General features: G+C 63.4%; 16 protein-coding genes. 10 read left to right on the plus strand and 6 right to left on the minus strand.

Annotated elements, in window-relative coordinates; all coding sequences use genetic code 11:
- Window positions 1–200: 200 nt before the first annotated feature.
- A complete protein-coding gene (locus FJ546_RS19155) occupies window positions 201–1,103 on the minus strand; it encodes a LysR substrate-binding domain-containing protein (RefSeq protein WP_140890758.1) in 903 nt (300 codons plus the stop codon).
- 252 nt (window positions 1,104–1,355) lie between these two features.
- On the opposite strand from FJ546_RS19155, the gene FJ546_RS19160 reads away from it, so the two are divergent.
- The 8 genes from FJ546_RS19160 (at window position 1,356) to FJ546_RS19195 (ending at window position 9,881) form a co-directional block, all read left to right on the plus strand.
- The gene (locus tag FJ546_RS19160) at window positions 1,356–2,864 is read left to right on the plus strand and encodes a leucyl aminopeptidase (protein ID WP_140890759.1); all 1,509 of its coding nucleotides are present in this window, start codon (window positions 1,356–1,358) and stop codon (window positions 2,862–2,864) included.
- 54 nt (window positions 2,865–2,918) lie between these two features.
- Window positions 2,919–3,824 carry a proline iminopeptidase-family hydrolase gene (locus FJ546_RS19165; protein WP_140890880.1) on the plus strand — a complete coding sequence of 302 codons (906 nt, stop codon included), beginning with the start codon at window positions 2,919–2,921 and terminating at the stop codon, window positions 3,822–3,824.
- 18 nt (window positions 3,825–3,842) lie between these two features.
- Window positions 3,843–5,504, plus strand: coding sequence for an ABC transporter substrate-binding protein (locus FJ546_RS19170; protein ID WP_140890760.1), 1,662 nt, complete (start codon window positions 3,843–3,845; stop codon window positions 5,502–5,504).
- A gap of 22 nt (window positions 5,505–5,526) precedes the next feature.
- Window positions 5,527–6,543 carry an ABC transporter permease gene (locus FJ546_RS19175; protein WP_140890761.1) on the plus strand — a complete coding sequence of 339 codons (1,017 nt, stop codon included), beginning with the start codon at window positions 5,527–5,529 and terminating at the stop codon, window positions 6,541–6,543.
- Window positions 6,543–7,514: an ABC transporter permease gene (locus FJ546_RS19180; RefSeq protein WP_019858158.1), complete on the plus strand. Its 972-nt coding sequence runs from the start codon at window positions 6,543–6,545 to the stop codon at window positions 7,512–7,514. The genes FJ546_RS19175 and FJ546_RS19180 overlap by 1 nt, the downstream gene beginning before the upstream one ends.
- Window positions 7,511–8,470 carry an ABC transporter ATP-binding protein gene (locus tag FJ546_RS19185; protein WP_140890762.1) on the plus strand — a complete coding sequence of 320 codons (960 nt, stop codon included), beginning with the start codon at window positions 7,511–7,513 and terminating at the stop codon, window positions 8,468–8,470. Before FJ546_RS19180 ends, FJ546_RS19185 begins: the two co-directional genes overlap by 4 nt.
- 8 nt (window positions 8,471–8,478) lie before the next feature.
- Entirely contained in the window at window positions 8,479–9,459 is a 981-nt protein-coding gene (locus FJ546_RS19190; RefSeq protein ID WP_140890763.1) for a dipeptide ABC transporter ATP-binding protein, read from the plus strand.
- A gap of 119 nt (window positions 9,460–9,578) precedes the next feature.
- Window positions 9,579–9,881, plus strand: coding sequence for a DUF982 domain-containing protein (locus FJ546_RS19195; protein ID WP_140890764.1), 303 nt, complete (start codon window positions 9,579–9,581; stop codon window positions 9,879–9,881).
- Window positions 9,882–9,978: 97 nt separating this feature from the next.
- Here the strand turns inward: FJ546_RS19195 and FJ546_RS19200 are convergent, their stop codons facing one another.
- Window positions 9,979–10,338 carry a nuclear transport factor 2 family protein gene (locus tag FJ546_RS19200; RefSeq protein ID WP_140890765.1) on the minus strand — a complete coding sequence of 120 codons (360 nt, stop codon included), beginning with the start codon at window positions 10,336–10,338 and terminating at the stop codon, window positions 9,979–9,981.
- Window positions 10,339–10,556: 218 nt separating this feature from the next.
- On the opposite strand from FJ546_RS19200, the gene dusA reads away from it, so the two are divergent.
- On the plus strand, window positions 10,557–11,546 hold the full coding sequence (gene dusA, locus FJ546_RS19205; protein ID WP_140890766.1) for a tRNA dihydrouridine(20/20a) synthase DusA: 990 nt from the start codon (window positions 10,557–10,559) through the stop codon (window positions 11,544–11,546).
- A 2-nt stretch (window positions 11,547–11,548) separates the two neighbouring features.
- Here dusA and FJ546_RS19210 read toward each other — a convergent pair whose 3' ends face one another.
- Together FJ546_RS19210 and FJ546_RS19215 are read right to left on the minus strand one after the other, a co-directional pair.
- A complete protein-coding gene (locus FJ546_RS19210; protein ID WP_140890767.1) occupies window positions 11,549–12,256 on the minus strand; it encodes a TIGR02281 family clan AA aspartic protease in 708 nt (235 codons plus the stop codon).
- Window positions 12,257–12,368: 112 nt separating this feature from the next.
- Complete coding sequence (locus FJ546_RS19215) at window positions 12,369–12,599, minus strand: DUF1289 domain-containing protein (RefSeq protein WP_140890768.1); 231 nt, start codon at window positions 12,597–12,599, stop codon at window positions 12,369–12,371.
- 197 nt (window positions 12,600–12,796) lie between these two features.
- Between FJ546_RS19215 and FJ546_RS19220 the strand changes: the two genes are divergently transcribed.
- Window positions 12,797–13,795 (plus strand): nicotinate-nucleotide--dimethylbenzimidazole phosphoribosyltransferase, encoded by a 999-nt coding sequence (locus FJ546_RS19220; RefSeq protein ID WP_140890769.1) that lies wholly within the window; start codon window positions 12,797–12,799, stop codon window positions 13,793–13,795.
- A 19-nt stretch (window positions 13,796–13,814) separates the two neighbouring features.
- Here the strand turns inward: FJ546_RS19220 and FJ546_RS19225 are convergent, their stop codons facing one another.
- Window positions 13,815–14,342: a GNAT family N-acetyltransferase gene (locus tag FJ546_RS19225; protein ID WP_140890770.1), complete on the minus strand. Its 528-nt coding sequence runs from the start codon at window positions 14,340–14,342 to the stop codon at window positions 13,815–13,817.
- Between the two features lie 32 nt (window positions 14,343–14,374).
- Complete coding sequence (locus tag FJ546_RS19230) at window positions 14,375–15,895, minus strand: HAMP domain-containing sensor histidine kinase (RefSeq protein WP_140890771.1); 1,521 nt, start codon at window positions 15,893–15,895, stop codon at window positions 14,375–14,377.
- Between the last annotated feature and the right edge of the window lie 46 nt (window positions 15,896–15,941).

Below are 15,941 nucleotides of genomic sequence, written 5' to 3' on the forward strand. Positions count from 1 at the left end.
TGCAATGTCCTCCCCTTGATTGGCCACGCGCCTCCACGCGATAGCCGTGCAGGTTATGCCTGACGCTGGGGAACCGGCAACCGATCCATTTGCCGGCTTTGGCCTTAAAGATATTCAATGCGAACCGCGATTATCGAGGGGTCGCAATGGTGGGCCGCTGTTGAATTCTGGTGATTCGAATTCGGGTGCCGCTTCTCCGCCTAGGCGATGGCCATGACCCGCTTGTGGTCCTCGACTTCCGACAACAACCAGTCCTGAAACAGGCCGGTGCCGGGCTTGTTGCCGATGCTGCGGCGCTGATGCAGGTAGATGCCGGCCGGATAGGTATGGCGGGCCTCAAACGGCGCGACAAGTTTGCCTTGCTGCAGAAGATCCTGCGCCATCATCGTATCGGCGAGCGCAATTCCGGCGCCATTGATCGCCTCGCGCATGATCAGCGTGCAGTCATCCAGCGTCGTGCTGGATTTCGGCGTCGTGTCCAAAACGCCTTCCTGCTCCAGCCAACGCTTCCATCTCATGCTCTCGCATTCGTGGATAAGATGATGGTTGACCAGATCGGCGGGCGATCGCAGCCGCACGGGCCCATCGAGCAATGAGGGCGCACAGACCGGCGTCAGAACCAGCGGGATCAAAAGCGTCAGCGCTGGGCCGGCCTTGTAGACGAACTCGTCGACAATGGCCAAATCGAAGTTGGCACGCTTGCCTGACGTCGAGATCTCCAGCTCCACGGCCGGATGCAGCTTGCGAAAGTTCGGCAACCGGTCCGCCAGCCAAAGGTTCAGGACCGCCGGGACGCACAAAACCCGGACGCGTTGGGTCCTGCCGTGGCTTGGGCCATCGGCGAGGCTGACGTCGTCGGTGGCGCGCCAGATGGCCTCGAACGCTTCGGAGAGGCTGCGCGCATAGTAGGAACCCCTGATGGTCGGCGTTATCTGGCGGAAGCCGCGTTCGAACAGATCCTGGCCGAGATTTCTTTCGAGCGCACGGATATGGCGGCTGATGGCCGACGGGGTCAGGTGCAACTCTTCCGCTGCATCCTTGATGCTGCCGAGACGTGCGGCGGCTTCGAAAGCGCGCATGCCATTGAGTGAAGGTAGGGCCATTGGCCGATCATGAATTGTCAGTTGAGTTTTTGTCAACCGACTTGGGCAAAATTGGCGTTTGATCGCCTGGCCTGTTCGGCGCTACCCAAAAGGCAAGAGCGGCTAAGTCGCCATCCGAAAACGATTTTTTGAGGCCTCCGGCACCATTCCACCAACGGCAGAGACCGGCAACAGGTTTTCGCCATTGGCGGGCGAAGCGATGCGCGCTGAGCCGAGGCCGGGGGTCGTCAGCAAATGGGAGAATGCCAGTCTATGCCTCAATCGCCAGTGCCGGTCTTTGAAACGGCGGACGGGATTTCCGCGGAAACCGCTGTCGTCGTGATCTTGCGAACTGCCCAGGCAGGCTTTGGCCCGCGGGCAGCGGCACTGGACGCCGAGATGAGCGGGATCCTGTCGCGTGCCTGCTCCGACCCGGCCACCCTGGCCGAATCCGGCGCCTGTATCGATCTCATCGCCCCCCAGGGCGCATCGGCCCGGCGCGTGATCGTCCTGGCCCTCGGCAAGGCCGAGGCCGTAACCGCCCTGTCCCTGGCGCGCGCCGGCGGTTTGCTTGCCGCGCATCTGGAAGGCAAGTGCGAGTGCGCCGCGACGCTTGTCCTCGACCCCATTGACGGCATCGACCTGCCCGCAGCCGAGATCCTGGCGCGTGTCGCGCTGGGCATGCGGCTGCGGCGCTATCGATTCGACATGCGCAACCGGCGCCAGGGGGCGGGAGCGGACCGGACCTTGCGGATACAACTGGTCGGAGCAAGCAGCGCGGAGCTGACCCCGGCACTGGCGCGGATCAATGCCATAGCGGACGGTGTCGAATATGCGCGCACGCTGGTCAACCTGCCGCCGAACCATCTCCATCCCGACAATTTCCACGATCATCTGGAGCCGCTGCGCGAAGCCGGCATCGATGTCGAGATACTCGATCCGTCGCGGCTGAAGGAACTCGGCATGAACGCGATCCTGGCTGTGGGCTCCGGGTCGGTGCGGCCGCCGCGCGTCGCGGTGCTGCGCTATCGCGGCAAGGGCGCTCCTTCCCAACCGATGGCTTTCGTCGGCAAGGGCGTGTGCTTTGACTCCGGCGGCCTTTGCATCAAGCGCGGCGAGCAGATGTTCGACATGAAGGCAGATATGGGCGGCGCGGCTGCCGTGGTCGGCCTGCTGATCGCGCTTGCCCGGCAAGGCAGCCCTGTGCATGCCGTCGGCGTTCTCGGTATTGCCGAGAACATGCCGTCCGGCACCGCGCTTAAGCCGCGCGACATCATCACCACGGCGTCAGGACAGACGGTCGAGGTGTTCGACACGGACGCGGAAGGGCGCTTGATCCTGGCCGATTGCCTCTATTATGCCGCATCGCGCTTCAACCCGTCGGTGATCGTCGATCTGGCGACGCTGACCTATTCGGTGATGCGCGGCCTGGGATCGGTCTTTGCCGGTCTTTTCAGCACCGACGATGCCATGGCGTCGCAGATGATCGCTGCCGGAGAAACGGTTGGCGAGCGGTTCTGGCAACTGCCGCTCGACAAGGCTTATGACGAGGGCCTGCAATCGCCCTTCGCCGACATCCGGCACCACGCCAAGGACATGGAAGACGGTGACGCGCCTTACGCGGCGGCGTTCCTGCGCCATTTCACCGAGGATCGTCCCTGGGTGCATCTCGACATCGCCGGCAAGGAAATGGCCGACGCGGATCGTCCGCTCGGCCGCGAAGGCGCGACGGCGTTCGGCGTCCAGATGCTGGAAGAGTGGGTGCAGGCCAGGCTGAACTGAGCGCCTGCTGTCGGGGACAGAAACAAAATGCGTTCAAACGTGATGGGAACCGGGATGTCGTCAGAGGTCGCTAGCAAAGAGGGACGAGCCGCGTTCGGCAGCTACGAGACCTGGTATCGTATTTCTGGCGATCTCGATGCCGACAAGGCCCCAGTGGTGATCCTGCATGGCGGGCCGGGCGCCGCCCACAATTACGTCGATGCCTACAAGCATCTCGCCCGACGGGACCGCGCCGTCATCCACTACGATCAGTTGGGCTGCGGCAATTCCACCTTGCTGCCGGAGAAAGGCGCCGATTTCTGGACGCCACGGCTTTTCATCGACGAGCTTGAAAACCTGATCGATCATCTCGGCATCCGCGCGGGTTTCCATGTGCTGGGTCAGAGCTGGGGCGGCATGCTGGGCGCCGAGTATGGGGTGACGCGGCCGAAGGGCCTGAAGTCGCTGACCATCGCCAACTCGCCGGCTTCCATGAAGCTTTGGGTCGAAGAGGCCAACCGGTTGCGCGCCGACCTGCCTGGAGACGTGCAGGAGACACTGACCCGGCACGAACAGGCCGGCACGACGGAAGATCCGGCCTATCAGGCTGCGACGATGGTGTTCTACGAGCGGCATGTCTGCCGGGTCGTGCCTTTCCCACCGGAGGTGACGGAGACCTTCGACCAGGTCGTGCGCAACCCGACTGTCTATCATCTGATGAACGGGCCGAACGAGTTCCATGTCATCGGAACGCTGAAGAACTGGAGCATCGTCGATCGCCTGCAGGCTGTCGATGTTCCCACGCTGATCATCTCCGGACGCTACGACGAGGCCACGCCCGCGACCGTGCAGCCCTTCAAGGACGGCATCAAGGGATCGCGCTGGGAGATATTCGAGCATTCCAGCCACATGCCGCATGTCGAAGAGCAGGACGCGTGCATGCGGGTGGTGGGTGACTTCCTGGACGACAACGACAACTGAGAAAAGGGGAACCAAGACATGAAGAAACTGCTTTTGGCCGCATCAGCCGCGGCACTGCTGGTCGGCACGTGGCTCGCTCCGGCACAGGCTGAATATCTCAAGGAGCACCGAGGTGGCACCATCCGCCTTCTGGCCCGCTCCGCGGCGGGAACACTCGATCCGCACATCAACTATACCGACCAGGGCTGGCAGATGTACCAGCCGATCTATGACGGCCTGGTGGCCTTCCGCAAGGCCGAGGGCATGGACGGCTTCACCATCGTCCCCGATCTGGCCGAGGCGCTGCCGCAGGTCAGCAATGACGGCAAGACCTTCACCTTCAAGCTGCGCAAGGGCATCAAGTTCTCCAACGGCCAGGATATGGGCGTCAAGGACGTCGTCGCCTCCTTCCAGCGCATCTTCAAGGTTTCCGGGCCGACTTCCGGCACCTTCTATGCCGGCATTGTCGGCGCCGACAAATGCCTGGCCGATACCAAGAATTGCACGCTGGAGGGCGGCGTCGTCGGTGATGAAGCGGCCGGTACCATCACCCTCAATCTCACCAAGCCGGACGCAGAGATCCTCTACAAGCTTGCCTTGCCGCATGCCGTGGTGCTGCCGGCGGATACGCCCGCCGAAGACATGGGCTCCAAGCCCGTTCCCAGCACCGGCGCCTACATGATCTCCGCCTTCGACCCCAACAAGGGCATGACGGTGTCGCGCAACCCGAACTTCAAGCAGTGGAGCGAGGAAGCGCAACCGGACGGCTACCCGGATGTCGTCCAGTATGATTTCGGCCTGTCCGAGGAAGCGGCCGTGACGGCGATCCAGAACGGCGAAGCGGACTGGATGTTCGACGCGCTGCCGAGCGACCGCCTCGGCGAACTTGGCAGCAAGTCCATGGACCAGCTGCACATCTCGCCGCTTTCGGCATGGTGGTATGCACCCCTCAACAACCGTCTCGCACCGTTCGACAACGAAAAGGCGCGCCAGGCCGTTGCCTATGCGATCGATCGCAACACGCTGGTCAAGCTGTTCGGCGGCAAGGTGCTGGCCTCGCCGGTCTGTCAGGTCCTGCCGCCGGACTTCCCCGGCCATGAGGACTATTGCCCCTTCACCAAGAACCCCGGCGCCAAATGGTCGGCACCGGATATCGACAAGGCAAAGCAACTCGTCGAGGAATCGGGCACCAAGGGCCAGAAGGTGACCATTATCGTCGAGGACACCGCCATTTCGCGGTCGATCGGCGTCTACCTGCAGAGCGTGCTGACCACCATCGGCTATGTCGCCGACGTCAAGCCGATCTCGTCCAACATCCAGTTCACCTACATCCAGAACACCAACAACAAGGTGCAGATGTCGGTCACCCAATGGTACAAGGACTATCCCGCGGCTTCCGACTTCCTGAACATCCTGTTCAGCTGCGCCTCCTTCCGTGAAGGTTCGGATGCCTCGATCAACATCGCCGGCTTCTGCGACAAGGACATCGACGCCAAGATGCAAAAGGCGCTGGATCTCGGCGTGACCGACCAGAAGGCCGCAGACAAAATGTGGGCCGAAATCGACAAGCAGGTCACGGACAAGGCACCGGCAGTCGGCCTCTTCACGCCAAAGCGGCTTGACTTCGTCAGCAAACGGGTTGGCAATTTCAAGTTCAACCGGCAGTTCAACTGGATGATCACCCAGTCCTGGGTGCAGTAACGAACTGCGGAGGGGCACGTCCGTGTCGAACCAAGCCGTCGCCATGCCACGCAAGACGCGAGGGCCCTGGGCCGTCGCGTTTGCGAAGCTGGCAAGGGACAGGGCTGCCATGGCATCCCTGTCCGTGTTCCTCCTCATCGTGCTGGCCTGCCTCAGCGCGCCTCTCTATGCGAAGTGGGCCGGCGTGGACCCCTTCGCCTCGACGCTCGACGCCGTCATCCAGATCGACGGCGCCGACGTTCCGGTGATGGAACAATCGACCGAGGGGCTGGGGCTCGGCTACACGCCGCTCGGTCCGACCTGGCGGCTCGGCAATTATTTCCTCGGCGCCGACAGCCAAGGGCGCGACGTCATGGCCCGAATGCTCTATGGCGGGCTGAGCTCGCTGCTGATCTCCGGTGCGGCCACCATCTTCACCCTGATTATCGGCACGGCGGCGGGATTGATCGCAGGCTATTTCGGCGGCATCACCGATACGGTGCTGTCACGCCTGCTGGATGTCCTGTGGGCGTTCCCGATCTATCTGCTGGCGATTTCGCTTTCCATCGTCACCATCGCGCAAGGCATCAGGATCGGGCCGATCGATATCGAGTCCGGCAGTCTATGGTTGCCGGTCATCATCATCGGCATCGTCTATGTGCCCTATGTGGCGCGCCCGATACGCGGGCAGGTGCTGTCGCTGCGCCACAGCGAATTCGTGCTGGCCGCGATCAATCTCGGCGTGCCGGGATGGCGCATCCTGTGGCGCGACATCCTGCCCAACATCACCACCACGCTCATCGTCTTCGTACCGTTGATGATGGCGCTGAACATGCTGACGGAATCCGCACTTTCCTTCCTGTCGATCGGCGTGCAGCCGCCTGCCGCCAGCTGGGGCACCATCATCCAGGACGGGCAGGCGCTGCTCTACACCAGGCCGCTGGTGGCGCTGGTGCCAGGCCTGGCCATCGCGGTGTCCGTCATGGCGCTCAATGTCTTCGGCGACGGCCTGCGCGACGCGCTCGACCCGCGCTCCAAGGTTCGGTTGGGGCGCGACTGATGATCTACGCCATCCTGCGCCGTTTCGGTCAGATGCTGTTCGTGATGTTCGGTATCTCGGTCATCGTCTTCCTGATCTTCTTCGCGACGCCGGGCGCCGACCCGGCAGCGCGCATCGCCGGGCGCAATGCAACGCCCGAAGTGCTGGAAGCGGTGCGCCACAATTTTGGCTTCGACCGGCCACTTTACGTGCAATATGTGAAGATGATGGAGAAGATCTTCGTCACCGGCGACCTGACCTCCTTCGTCAATCGCGGCTGGAAGGTGGTGCCGGCGGTCATGGATTCGATCCCGGTCACGCTCTCGCTGGTGTTTGGGGCGGCGATCCTTTGGGTGGTTGTCTCCATCATCATCGGTATCGTTGCGGCCGCCACCCGCGACAGCTGGCTGGACAAGCTGCTGATGGCTTTGGGCCTGCTCGGCATCTCCATGCCGGTCTACTGGCTGGGCGAGGTGATGAACCTGATCACCCAGAGCCGCTACCACGACAGCTGGGCATTCTCATGGGTCCCGCCGCTCGGCTACAAGAATTTCTCCGACGATCCCAAAGGCTGGTTCCTGACGCTGATCATACCCTGGATCACCTTGGCCATTCTCTACATCGGCATTTATGGGCGCGTGCTGCGCGCCGCCATCATCGAATCCTTGCAGGAGGACTTTATCCGCACGGCCAGGGCCAAGGGCCTGTCGGAGACGCGCATCCTGCTGCGCCACGCCTTGCGCACATCGCTCATCGCGTTCGTCACCTTGTTCGGCCTGGACTTCGGCGCGCTGGTGGGCGGCTCGGCCCTTTTGACCGAGGTGGTGTTCGGGCTGCACGGCATCGGCAAGCTCACCTATGACGCGCTGCAGAATCTCGACCTGCCGATGATCATGGCGACGGTGATGTATGCGTCCATGTTCGTGGTCATCGCCAATGCGGTCGTCGATTTCGTCTACATCCTTCTCGATCCGCGCCTGAGGACATCATGATATTGTCGGTGCGCGACCTCAAAGTATCCTTCCGCACCAATGACGGTCTGGTGCAGGCCATCGATGGCGTTTCCTTCGACCTCGAGGAAAGCGAGATTCTCGGCGTCGTCGGCGAATCCGGGTCCGGCAAGACGGTGTCGCTGCTGGCGGTGATGGGCCTCATCACCGATCCGAACGCCAGCATCGAAGGCTCGATCCGCTACAAGGGCCGCGAATTGGTCGGGCTGCCCGCGCGGGAGCTTCGTCGTTTACGCGGCAACGAGATCGCGATGATCTTCCAGGATCCGATGACGGCGCTGACGCCGGTCTACACGATCGGCTGGCAAATCGCCGAACAGATCCGCGCGCACCAGAATATCAGCAAGGCCAAGGCGATGGTGCGCGTCGAAGAACTGCTGGCCGAGGTGAATTTTCCCAATCCGCACGAGGCGATGTCGCGTTATCCGCATCAGCTTTCGGGCGGCATGCGGCAGCGCGCGGTGATCGCGATGGCATTGTCCTGCAATCCGGCGCTGCTGGTGGCGGACGAGCCGACCACCGCGCTCGACGTCACGGTGCAGGCCGGCATTCTCGACCTCGTGAGAAAACTGCGCGCGACGCACAGGTCGGCGGTCGTGTTCATCACGCACGACATGGGCGTGGTCTCCGAACTCGCCGACCGGGTGATGGTCATGTATGCCGGCCGCGTGGTGGAACGTGGCAGCCGTACGGAACTGTTTTCCGACCCGCGGCATCCCTATACGCGCGCGCTGCTGGGTTCGATCCCGCCGCTGACCGGTGAAAAGCCGCGCCGCCTGCCGGCCATTCCCGGTTCGCCGCCATCGCTGCTGCGATTGCCGCAGGGCTGCGCTTTCGGCCCGCGATGCCCGGTGCACTACGAGGCCTGCGTGACCAACAAGCCAGAGCTTGGCATCGGCACCCACGCCGCGGCGTGCTTCCGGGTGGCGCAGGCATGAGCGGACCTATGACCGACAGCCCTATCCTCGAAACGCGCTCACTCGGCAAGCGCTTCTCGATCGGCACCCGTTTCTCCGCCGAAGGCAAGCGAACCGTGCATGCGGTCGACAATGTTTCGCTGACCGTGCGGCGCGGCGAGACGGTCGGCCTGGTCGGCGAATCCGGCTGCGGCAAGTCCACACTGGCGCGCTGCCTGGTGAGGCTCTACGACATATCCGACGGAGAGCTGCTGTTCGAAGGCGAGGACATCACCTCGAAATCGCTGTCCGAGTTGAGGCCGCTGCGACGCCGCCTGCAAATGGTCTTCCAGGACCCGTCGGCCTCGCTCAATCCGCGCCGGCGCGTCGGTGATCTGGTGGCCGAGCCGCTGCGCATCCATGGCAAGGTTTCGTCGCGCGAGATCACCGCACGCGTCGCCGAATTGTTCGAGCTCGTCGGCCTGCTGCCGGACCATGTCATGCGCTATCCGCACGAATTCTCCGGCGGCCAGCGCCAGCGGGTCGGCATTGCGCGGGCCATCGCGCTCAATCCCGATCTGGTCGTGCTGGATGAACCGGTCTCCGCGCTCGACGTCTCGGTGCAGGCGCAGATCGTCAACCTGCTGGCCGACCTACAGGAGAAGCTGAACCTCACTTACATCTTCATCGCGCATGACCTGTCCGTGGTACGCCAGGTGTCGACCCGCATCGCCGTCATGTATCTCGGGTCGATCGTCGAGGAAGGGCCGGCGGAGGATGTATTCGCGACGCCCGCCCATCCCTACAGCCAGGCGCTGATCTCGGCGGTTCCGGTCGTTGAGACCACGCCCAGCGGGACGCGCAAGCGCATCATTCTCACCGGCGACGTGCCGAGCCCGCTCAAGCCGCCATCCGGCTGCCGTTTCCACCCAAGATGCCCGATCGCGGTCGAGCGATGCCGCACCGAGCGGCCGGAGCTGAGAGAATATCGATCCGGCCGCAAAGTGGCCTGCCACTTCCCCACGGTTTAGCTGGCGACCATCGACCAAAAGATTTTTTAAAGGTTCCGTTTTCTGTATGGAACCAACCGCAAGACTGTGCGTTTCATAAGGTTCGATCGGGCGGCATCGCGATCGACCGGGAGGAAACGATGGACTACCTGCATTTCTTTGCGCCCGTGCGGATCTCGCGCGGGCAGGGACACCCTGTAGAAGAAGTGGATAGTGTCGCCGAGGCGATGGTTTTCTTGCGTAAATGGCCGACGGGGCGACGTGGGCCAGTGTATCAGTGCGCGCTGAATTGCTGCGCGGCAGCTTTGGCGGGGCAGATGTCGGCGGAGGAGGCCAGGAAGGCATTCACCGGCTTTGCCCGGATCACGCGGCTCCTGGACGACGACACGGCGCTGCCCGTCCCCGGCGAAACCATGGCGGGCGTGTACGCGCTGCGGCGCTAGCCGCACCCGGATTGCCGAACGCAAGGACTGCGGCCATGACGGCCGCAGTGTGTTGACGCGCCCGGGGTGACGTGGCCGGCCGGTTTTTCCGGAAGGCCTAATCCCAAGCGACCGAATAGCGATCGATCACCCAAAGCCAGGAGCCGTCGGCCTGCCGCCGGGCAACCTCGCTGGTGACGTCCCCGTCCGGAAGACGGGTAGACGTGAGCGCCAGGTCACCGCAAATGAGCGCCGGTCGCTGTTCGCCGACCGCAAACTTCCGTCCAGACGCAACGATCTCGGCATAGTAGTCACGAATGGCTTCATGACCGCGCAGAGAACGTCCGCCGCCGCAGTCGATCACGGCGTCCGCCTCGAAAAGCGCGACCATGCCATCGACGTCGGCCGCATGCTGTCTCGCTATAGGCTCCAGCTGCTGCGGGTCGAAGGCGGTCTTTCCGGCGTTCGGATCGTTCATGGCGGCAGCTCCCTTGTCGGAACGCAGCCTAACGCAATCGGATGCTCCAGGTCCGCATCAGGTCTGGGCATCGTTTGGTTCAGCGCGCAATCCGGCCCGACTGCATCATCGCAAATGCCCGAAGAGGCAGCCGTTTGAATAGGACGACAAATACGCTACATCTGCGCCAATCGATCCGATCCGGTAGATAGATCGCCTGGAAGGCCAACCCGAACAATATGTTGAACGCCAAGATCGCCATTGCACCCATGATGGATTGGACGGACCGGCATTGCCGGTTCTTCCATCGCCAGCTGACGAGCCATGCGCTGCTCTACACCGAAATGGTGGTGGCCGACGCGGTCATACAGGGCACGCGCGAGAGGCTGCTCGGCTTCGATGACGTGGAGCATCCGGTCGCGCTGCAGCTCGGCGGCTCGGATCCGGCGAAACTTGCCGAAGCGGCGCGCATTGGCGAAGCCTTCGGCTATGACGAGATCAACCTCAATGTCGGCTGCCCGTCCGACCGCGTCCAGTCGGGCACGTTCGGCGCCTGCCTGATGAAGGTGCCCGACCTCGTCGCCGACTGCGTCGCGGCGATGAAGGCGACCGTGACAATCCCCGTCACCGTCAAGTGCCGAATCGGCGTCGACGAACAGGATCCGGAGCTGGCGCTGGATGCGCTGGCGAACGGGGTTTTCGCGGCCGGCGCCGACACCCTGTGGGTGCATGCGCGCAAGGCGTGGCTGGAAGGGCTGAGCCCCAAGGAAAACCGCGACATCCCGCCGCTCGACTATGACAGGGTCTATCGGCTGAAGGCCAAAAAGCCGAACGAATTCATAGGCATCAACGGCGGAATTCAGTCGCTTGAAGAGACGCGGGCGCATCTCGATCATGTCGACGGCGCCATGCTCGGCCGCGCCGCCTACCACACGCCAGGCATACTGGCCGGCATCGACGCCGCCTTCTACGGCGCAAGGCCTGAGGCGTTCGATTTCGCTGGGCTGATCGATGCCATGGCGGACTACGCAGCGCGCCACATCGAACGGGGCGGGCGGCTCGGCCATGTCACCCGCCATATGGTCGGGCTGTTCCATGGGCTGCCCGGTGCACGCCGCTACCGCCAGATCCTGTCGACCGACGCAAACCGGCCCGGTGCCGGGCCCGACGTGCTGAAGACGGCTTTCGCGGCCGTCGAATTCGGTGGAGGGGCCGCCGAGGCGGCCTGAGCTCAGTCCCTAAGGATCATACGGTCGCCACGCACGTCGAAGCCCGACAGCGAGCCGATGAAGTTCATGCCGAGCAGGCTTTGGCTCAGCATGCCGGGTGCCGCGACCATCACCGACATGTCCTTGCGCACGATGCCGCCGATCGCCACCGCGTCGGTCTTTACCGCGGCCGCCCGCGCCATGCCGTTGGCTGTCGAAACCGGTATCGTGTAATTGAGCGCCGCCGGATTGAAGCCGGCGGCCTGCGCATCTTCCGACGTCAGCACCGTGCTGGTCGCGCCGGTATCGACAACGGCCCGGATCGGGTTGCCGTTGACCAGGATGCGCGCTTCGAAATGGCCATTGTCGGCCTTGTCGAGGGTCACCGTGGCGTGGCCGTCTTCGACACCAAGCGCCAGCGGGCTGCCGGGAACGAGGCCCGCGGTCACCCGGCTGGCGACGTCTTGCAGTTCGTAGCGGTACTGGTACCCGGCGATCAGCGCCAACACGATTGCCGTCCAGGCGCCGAAATTCCGGGCCATGTCGCCCAACGGGCGGCCCGATCGCAGCAGGCCGGTGGCGATCAGGGCGCCGAAGGCGCCAAGCCAGATCAGCCTGCCAAAATCGTAATTCTCGACGCCAAGCGTGCTGCCGGCGGAATCATTGAGCACGAGCAGGGCCGCTCCCACGCCGATCACCGCCATCAGAATCCAGAACAGTCGGCTGCTCATCCGTACCTCGCTAGAACAATTCCAGGAAAAGTGTGAAAACGGCTTTCCCATAGGAATTGCGTTAAAACAAAGAGTTGGAGCGTTTCGCCGTTTCCGTGAAACGATGAAAGCCCTAGAGTACGTCGCGTTCGCGCGCCATGCGGGTGCGGCGCGTTTCGCGGCGCGGCCGGCGCTCGACCGTCTCCAGTCGGGCCGGCAGTTCGGCCATCACATTGCGGCGTGTTTCGGGCGTCATCCCCATCCAGGCGCCGATTTCCTCGCGCGTGCGGCCGCAACCGAAGCAGAAGCCGGTTTTCATGTCGATCGAGCAGACCAGGATGCAGGGGGATTCGATGGCCGTCATGACTTTCTCTCGAGGGATCCGTGCGGACTCCGCTCTTCCACCTCCACATGGTGCAACGGCAAAGCCAATGCAAGCCCTCGCGATCGCGCCTTCCCAGGCCATCTTTGCGGCAATCAAGGCGGATGTTTGGGAGAGGTTGTGCCGATCACGCAACGCGGCTATGCCGCTCACCAAATCCAGGAATGATTGCTCACGATATGACCAGCGCTCTGCCTTTCGACGATTTTCGCAACCTGCTCGACAATCTGCCGGCGGCCGACCTGAAAGCCGAAGCGCGCGTGCGCACGCTGTTTGCCAAGGCTGACAAGCCAGCGCATTCGCTCGGCCGCATCGAGGACATCGCGGCGTGGCTTGCCGCTTGGAGCGGGCGGGCCCCGCCCGCGGTGACACGGCCGCTGATGGCAGTCTTTGCCGGCAATCACGGCGTGACCCGTCATGGCATTTCGCCACGCCCGATGGCGGCAACCGCCAACGCGGTCGAGCTTTGCGCGGCAGGCGGCGCGGCAATCAACCAGATCTGCATTGCCTATGATCTCGGATTGAAGGTGTTCGATCTTGCCCTTCATATCCCGACCGGCGACATCGCGGAGGATGCAGCGCTCGACGAGCGCGGCTGCGCGGCGACCATGGCCTTCGGCATGGAAGCGATCGCGGGCGGCACCGACCTGCTTTGCCTCGGCGATCTCGGCGTCGGCAATTCCACCGTCGCCGCCGCCCTGCTCGCCGCGCTGTTCGGGGGCAGGGGTGCCGACTGGGTCGGTCCGGGATTCGGCGCCGACGCGGCGATGCAGGTCCGCAAGGCCGACGTGGTCGATGCGGCGCTTGCTTTTCACCACGGCCATCTCGACGACCCGCTGGAAGTGCTGCGCCGGGTCGGCGGCCGCGAGTTTGCCGCGATAGCCGGCGCCATTCTCGCCGCGCGAATGCAGAAGATACCCGTGCTGCTCGATGGTTTTGCCGCAACGGCTGCCGCGGCGGTGCTTTATGTCGCAAACCCCACTGCGCTCGAGCATTGCCTTCTCGCCAGCCTGTCGCCGGAGCCCGCGCATGCAAGGGCCGCCGGACTGCTTGGCTTGCGCCCACTGCTAGACCTCGGCATAAGCCATGGCGAGGGGGCGGGGGCGGCACTTGGCGCGGGCCTGGTCAAGGCGGCAGCGCTGACCAGTTCAGGCATGGCGGCGGCGGTTCGGATCTAGAGGCTTCCCGCCCGGCGCATCACCGCCTGGGATTGGGGAGACGATAGACGACCGATGTGTATTTCGGATTGGAGCGGGTCTCGACGATCGAGCCGCCGAGGCTTTCCGCGATTCTTCGGCTCGCCATATTCTCTTCGGCGACAGGATATTCGAAGCCATCCGGATCGATCTCGTCGGACGCCCATGCCACCACGGCGGCGACGGCCTCCCGGCCGATGCCGTTTCCATGGACGTCCTCCCTTATCCAAATTCCGATTTCGGGACAGGCCGTCTTCGCCGCATGCAGGCCGACAAGACCCAGACAGCGATCGTCCCCCAGCGAGCGCACAACAAAATGCAGATCCGATCCGTCGAGGATCGGCGCCAACCAGGATCGCCATACCTCGGCAAAGGCAGTTGATGATCGAGGTGGTTCCCACTGCATGAAACGGGTGATGGCGGGCGTGATGGCGGCAAAGACCTCGTCAGCATCAACGGCCGTAAACAGTTTGAGGCGAAGCCGGTGCGATTTGATTTCGACGCTGCCGGCATTCCAGTCTGCGGTCATTGCGGTCCGCGTTCCTCTTTGAGGCCGGTCGCCTAACGCCGTCGCGCCGCCACCGCCGCGGTAGGCAACGCCGGCAGTTCTTCCATCACCCGGCTCAGCGGGAAGATGGCAATCGCCTCCGTGCCTTCACGCAGCTTGGAATGCAGTTCGAATTCGCCGCCATGCATGGCAAGCAGGCCTTGCACGATCGGCAGACCCAGCCCGGTGCCTTGTTCGGCGCTCTTGATGGCGATCGAGCCCTGGCCGAAAGCCGAGAGCACGACCGGGATCTCGTCCTCGGGAATCCCCGGGCCATTGTCCTTGACCGAGATGTATTGCCCGCCGCCCGCCGTCCAGCCGACGCGGACGCGGATCTCGCCGCCGGTGGCAGTGAACTTTATGGCGTTGGACAGGAGGTTGAGCGTGATCTGGCGCACAGCACGCTCGTCAGCGAACAGTCGCGGCAATGTTTGTTCGAAATCCTGGATGACGCGGATATCCTTGTTGCGCGCCTTCAACTCCATCATGTGGCAGCAATCCTCGACGATGTGGAGCAGCATCACCGGCTCTTCGTTGAGCTGGTAACGACCGGCCTCGATGCGCGACAGGTCGAGGATCTCGTTGATCAGGTCGAGCAGGTGCTGGCCGGAATCATGCACGTCATGGGCATAATCGCGATAGGTGGGGTTGCTCATCGGCCCCAGCACCTCGTTCGCCATCACCTCGGAAAAGCCGAGAATGGCGTTGAGCGGCGTGCGCAATTCATGGCTCATCGAAGCGAGGAACCGCGACTTCGCCAGATTGGCATCCTCGGCCCGCCGCCGCGCCTCGTCCGACATGGATTTCGCTGTCTCCAGTTCGGCGATCAACGCATCCTTTTCGGAGCGGAACGACAACAGCATCAGCGAGGCACGGTTGAGCTGACGGGCGACATAGACGAAAAAAGGCAGCGACAGGACAAGCAGCCCGGCCATGACCGCCTCGACCGGCATCCACAGCCTGGTGCCGACATAGGCGTAAAGCGCCACCGGCACGGCGAAAGTCGCCAGCAGCGCGCCGCTCAGCGATGAAGCCATGAGCGCCGTTCCGGCCATGGCAAAAAGCAGCACCACCGCCTTGACCACCTGAAACTGGTCGACCGCGCAGGCGCCGCAGCCGAGCATGACGAACCAGCCCCAGCTGAGGCCGCAAAGGAAATGACCGACCAGGAATTCCCGTCGCGTTTGCAAGGGGTTAAGGTCGGACGCCTCCGTGCGCTCGATGCGCCGCGCCATGAAGGCGACGATCGTATAGCAGGTGAGCGTGAACAACGCCCAGAGCCCGATCTCATTGCCCACGCCGGCGAGCCGGCCGGCAGCGGCGATCGCCAGGACAAGCAGCGGGATCACCACCGCGCCGCTTGTCATGGCGCCGGCGTGGAGTTTCAACAATTCGCGGTCGAAATCGGGATTGCCGGCCTGCTGCGAAAGACGGTCGCGCGTCTTGCGCACCGCACGCGCGACATCGCTGTTGCGATGCCGTTTCCTGCGGTCCACAATGAACTTGTCCGCTGTGTTCGAGCGTTGCAAGGGCATCAAAAACTTCGATTTATGCGTGCAGCGGTTCCAAGGTGTTAAGCTA

The sequence above is a fragment of the Mesorhizobium sp. B2-4-19 genome, assembly GCF_006441315.1.
In the GTDB taxonomy this organism is placed as follows: Bacteria; Pseudomonadota; Alphaproteobacteria; order Rhizobiales; family Rhizobiaceae; genus Mesorhizobium.

Bases quoted from the DNA above. Each gene is read 5' to 3' on its own strand.
- FJ546_RS19230 (WP_140890771.1), bottom strand. From the start codon at position 15,895: ATGCCCTTGCAACGCTCGAACACAGCGGACAAGTTCATTGTGGACCGC.
- FJ546_RS19170 (WP_140890760.1), top strand. From the start codon at position 3,843: ATGAAGAAACTGCTTTTGGCCGCATCAGCCGCGGCACTGCTGGTCGGC.
- FJ546_RS19200 (WP_140890765.1), bottom strand. From the start codon at position 10,338: ATGAACGATCCGAACGCCGGAAAGACCGCCTTCGACCCGCAGCAGCTG.
- FJ546_RS19220 (WP_140890769.1), top strand. From the start codon at position 12,797: ATGACCAGCGCTCTGCCTTTCGACGATTTTCGCAACCTGCTCGACAAT.
- FJ546_RS19185 (WP_140890762.1), top strand. From the start codon at position 7,511: ATGATATTGTCGGTGCGCGACCTCAAAGTATCCTTCCGCACCAATGAC.
- FJ546_RS19180 (WP_019858158.1), top strand. From the start codon at position 6,543: ATGATCTACGCCATCCTGCGCCGTTTCGGTCAGATGCTGTTCGTGATG.
- FJ546_RS19190 (WP_140890763.1), top strand. From the start codon at position 8,479: ATGACCGACAGCCCTATCCTCGAAACGCGCTCACTCGGCAAGCGCTTC.
- FJ546_RS19155 (WP_140890758.1), bottom strand. From the start codon at position 1,103: ATGGCCCTACCTTCACTCAATGGCATGCGCGCTTTCGAAGCCGCCGCA.
- FJ546_RS19160 (WP_140890759.1), top strand. From the start codon at position 1,356: ATGCCTCAATCGCCAGTGCCGGTCTTTGAAACGGCGGACGGGATTTCC.
- FJ546_RS19165 (WP_140890880.1), top strand. From the start codon at position 2,919: ATGTCGTCAGAGGTCGCTAGCAAAGAGGGACGAGCCGCGTTCGGCAGC.
- FJ546_RS19195 (WP_140890764.1), top strand. From the start codon at position 9,579: ATGGACTACCTGCATTTCTTTGCGCCCGTGCGGATCTCGCGCGGGCAG.
- FJ546_RS19215 (WP_140890768.1), bottom strand. From the start codon at position 12,599: ATGACGGCCATCGAATCCCCCTGCATCCTGGTCTGCTCGATCGACATG.
- dusA (WP_140890766.1), top strand. From the start codon at position 10,557: ATGTTGAACGCCAAGATCGCCATTGCACCCATGATGGATTGGACGGAC.
- FJ546_RS19210 (WP_140890767.1), bottom strand. From the start codon at position 12,256: ATGAGCAGCCGACTGTTCTGGATTCTGATGGCGGTGATCGGCGTGGGA.
- FJ546_RS19225 (WP_140890770.1), bottom strand. From the start codon at position 14,342: ATGACCGCAGACTGGAATGCCGGCAGCGTCGAAATCAAATCGCACCGG.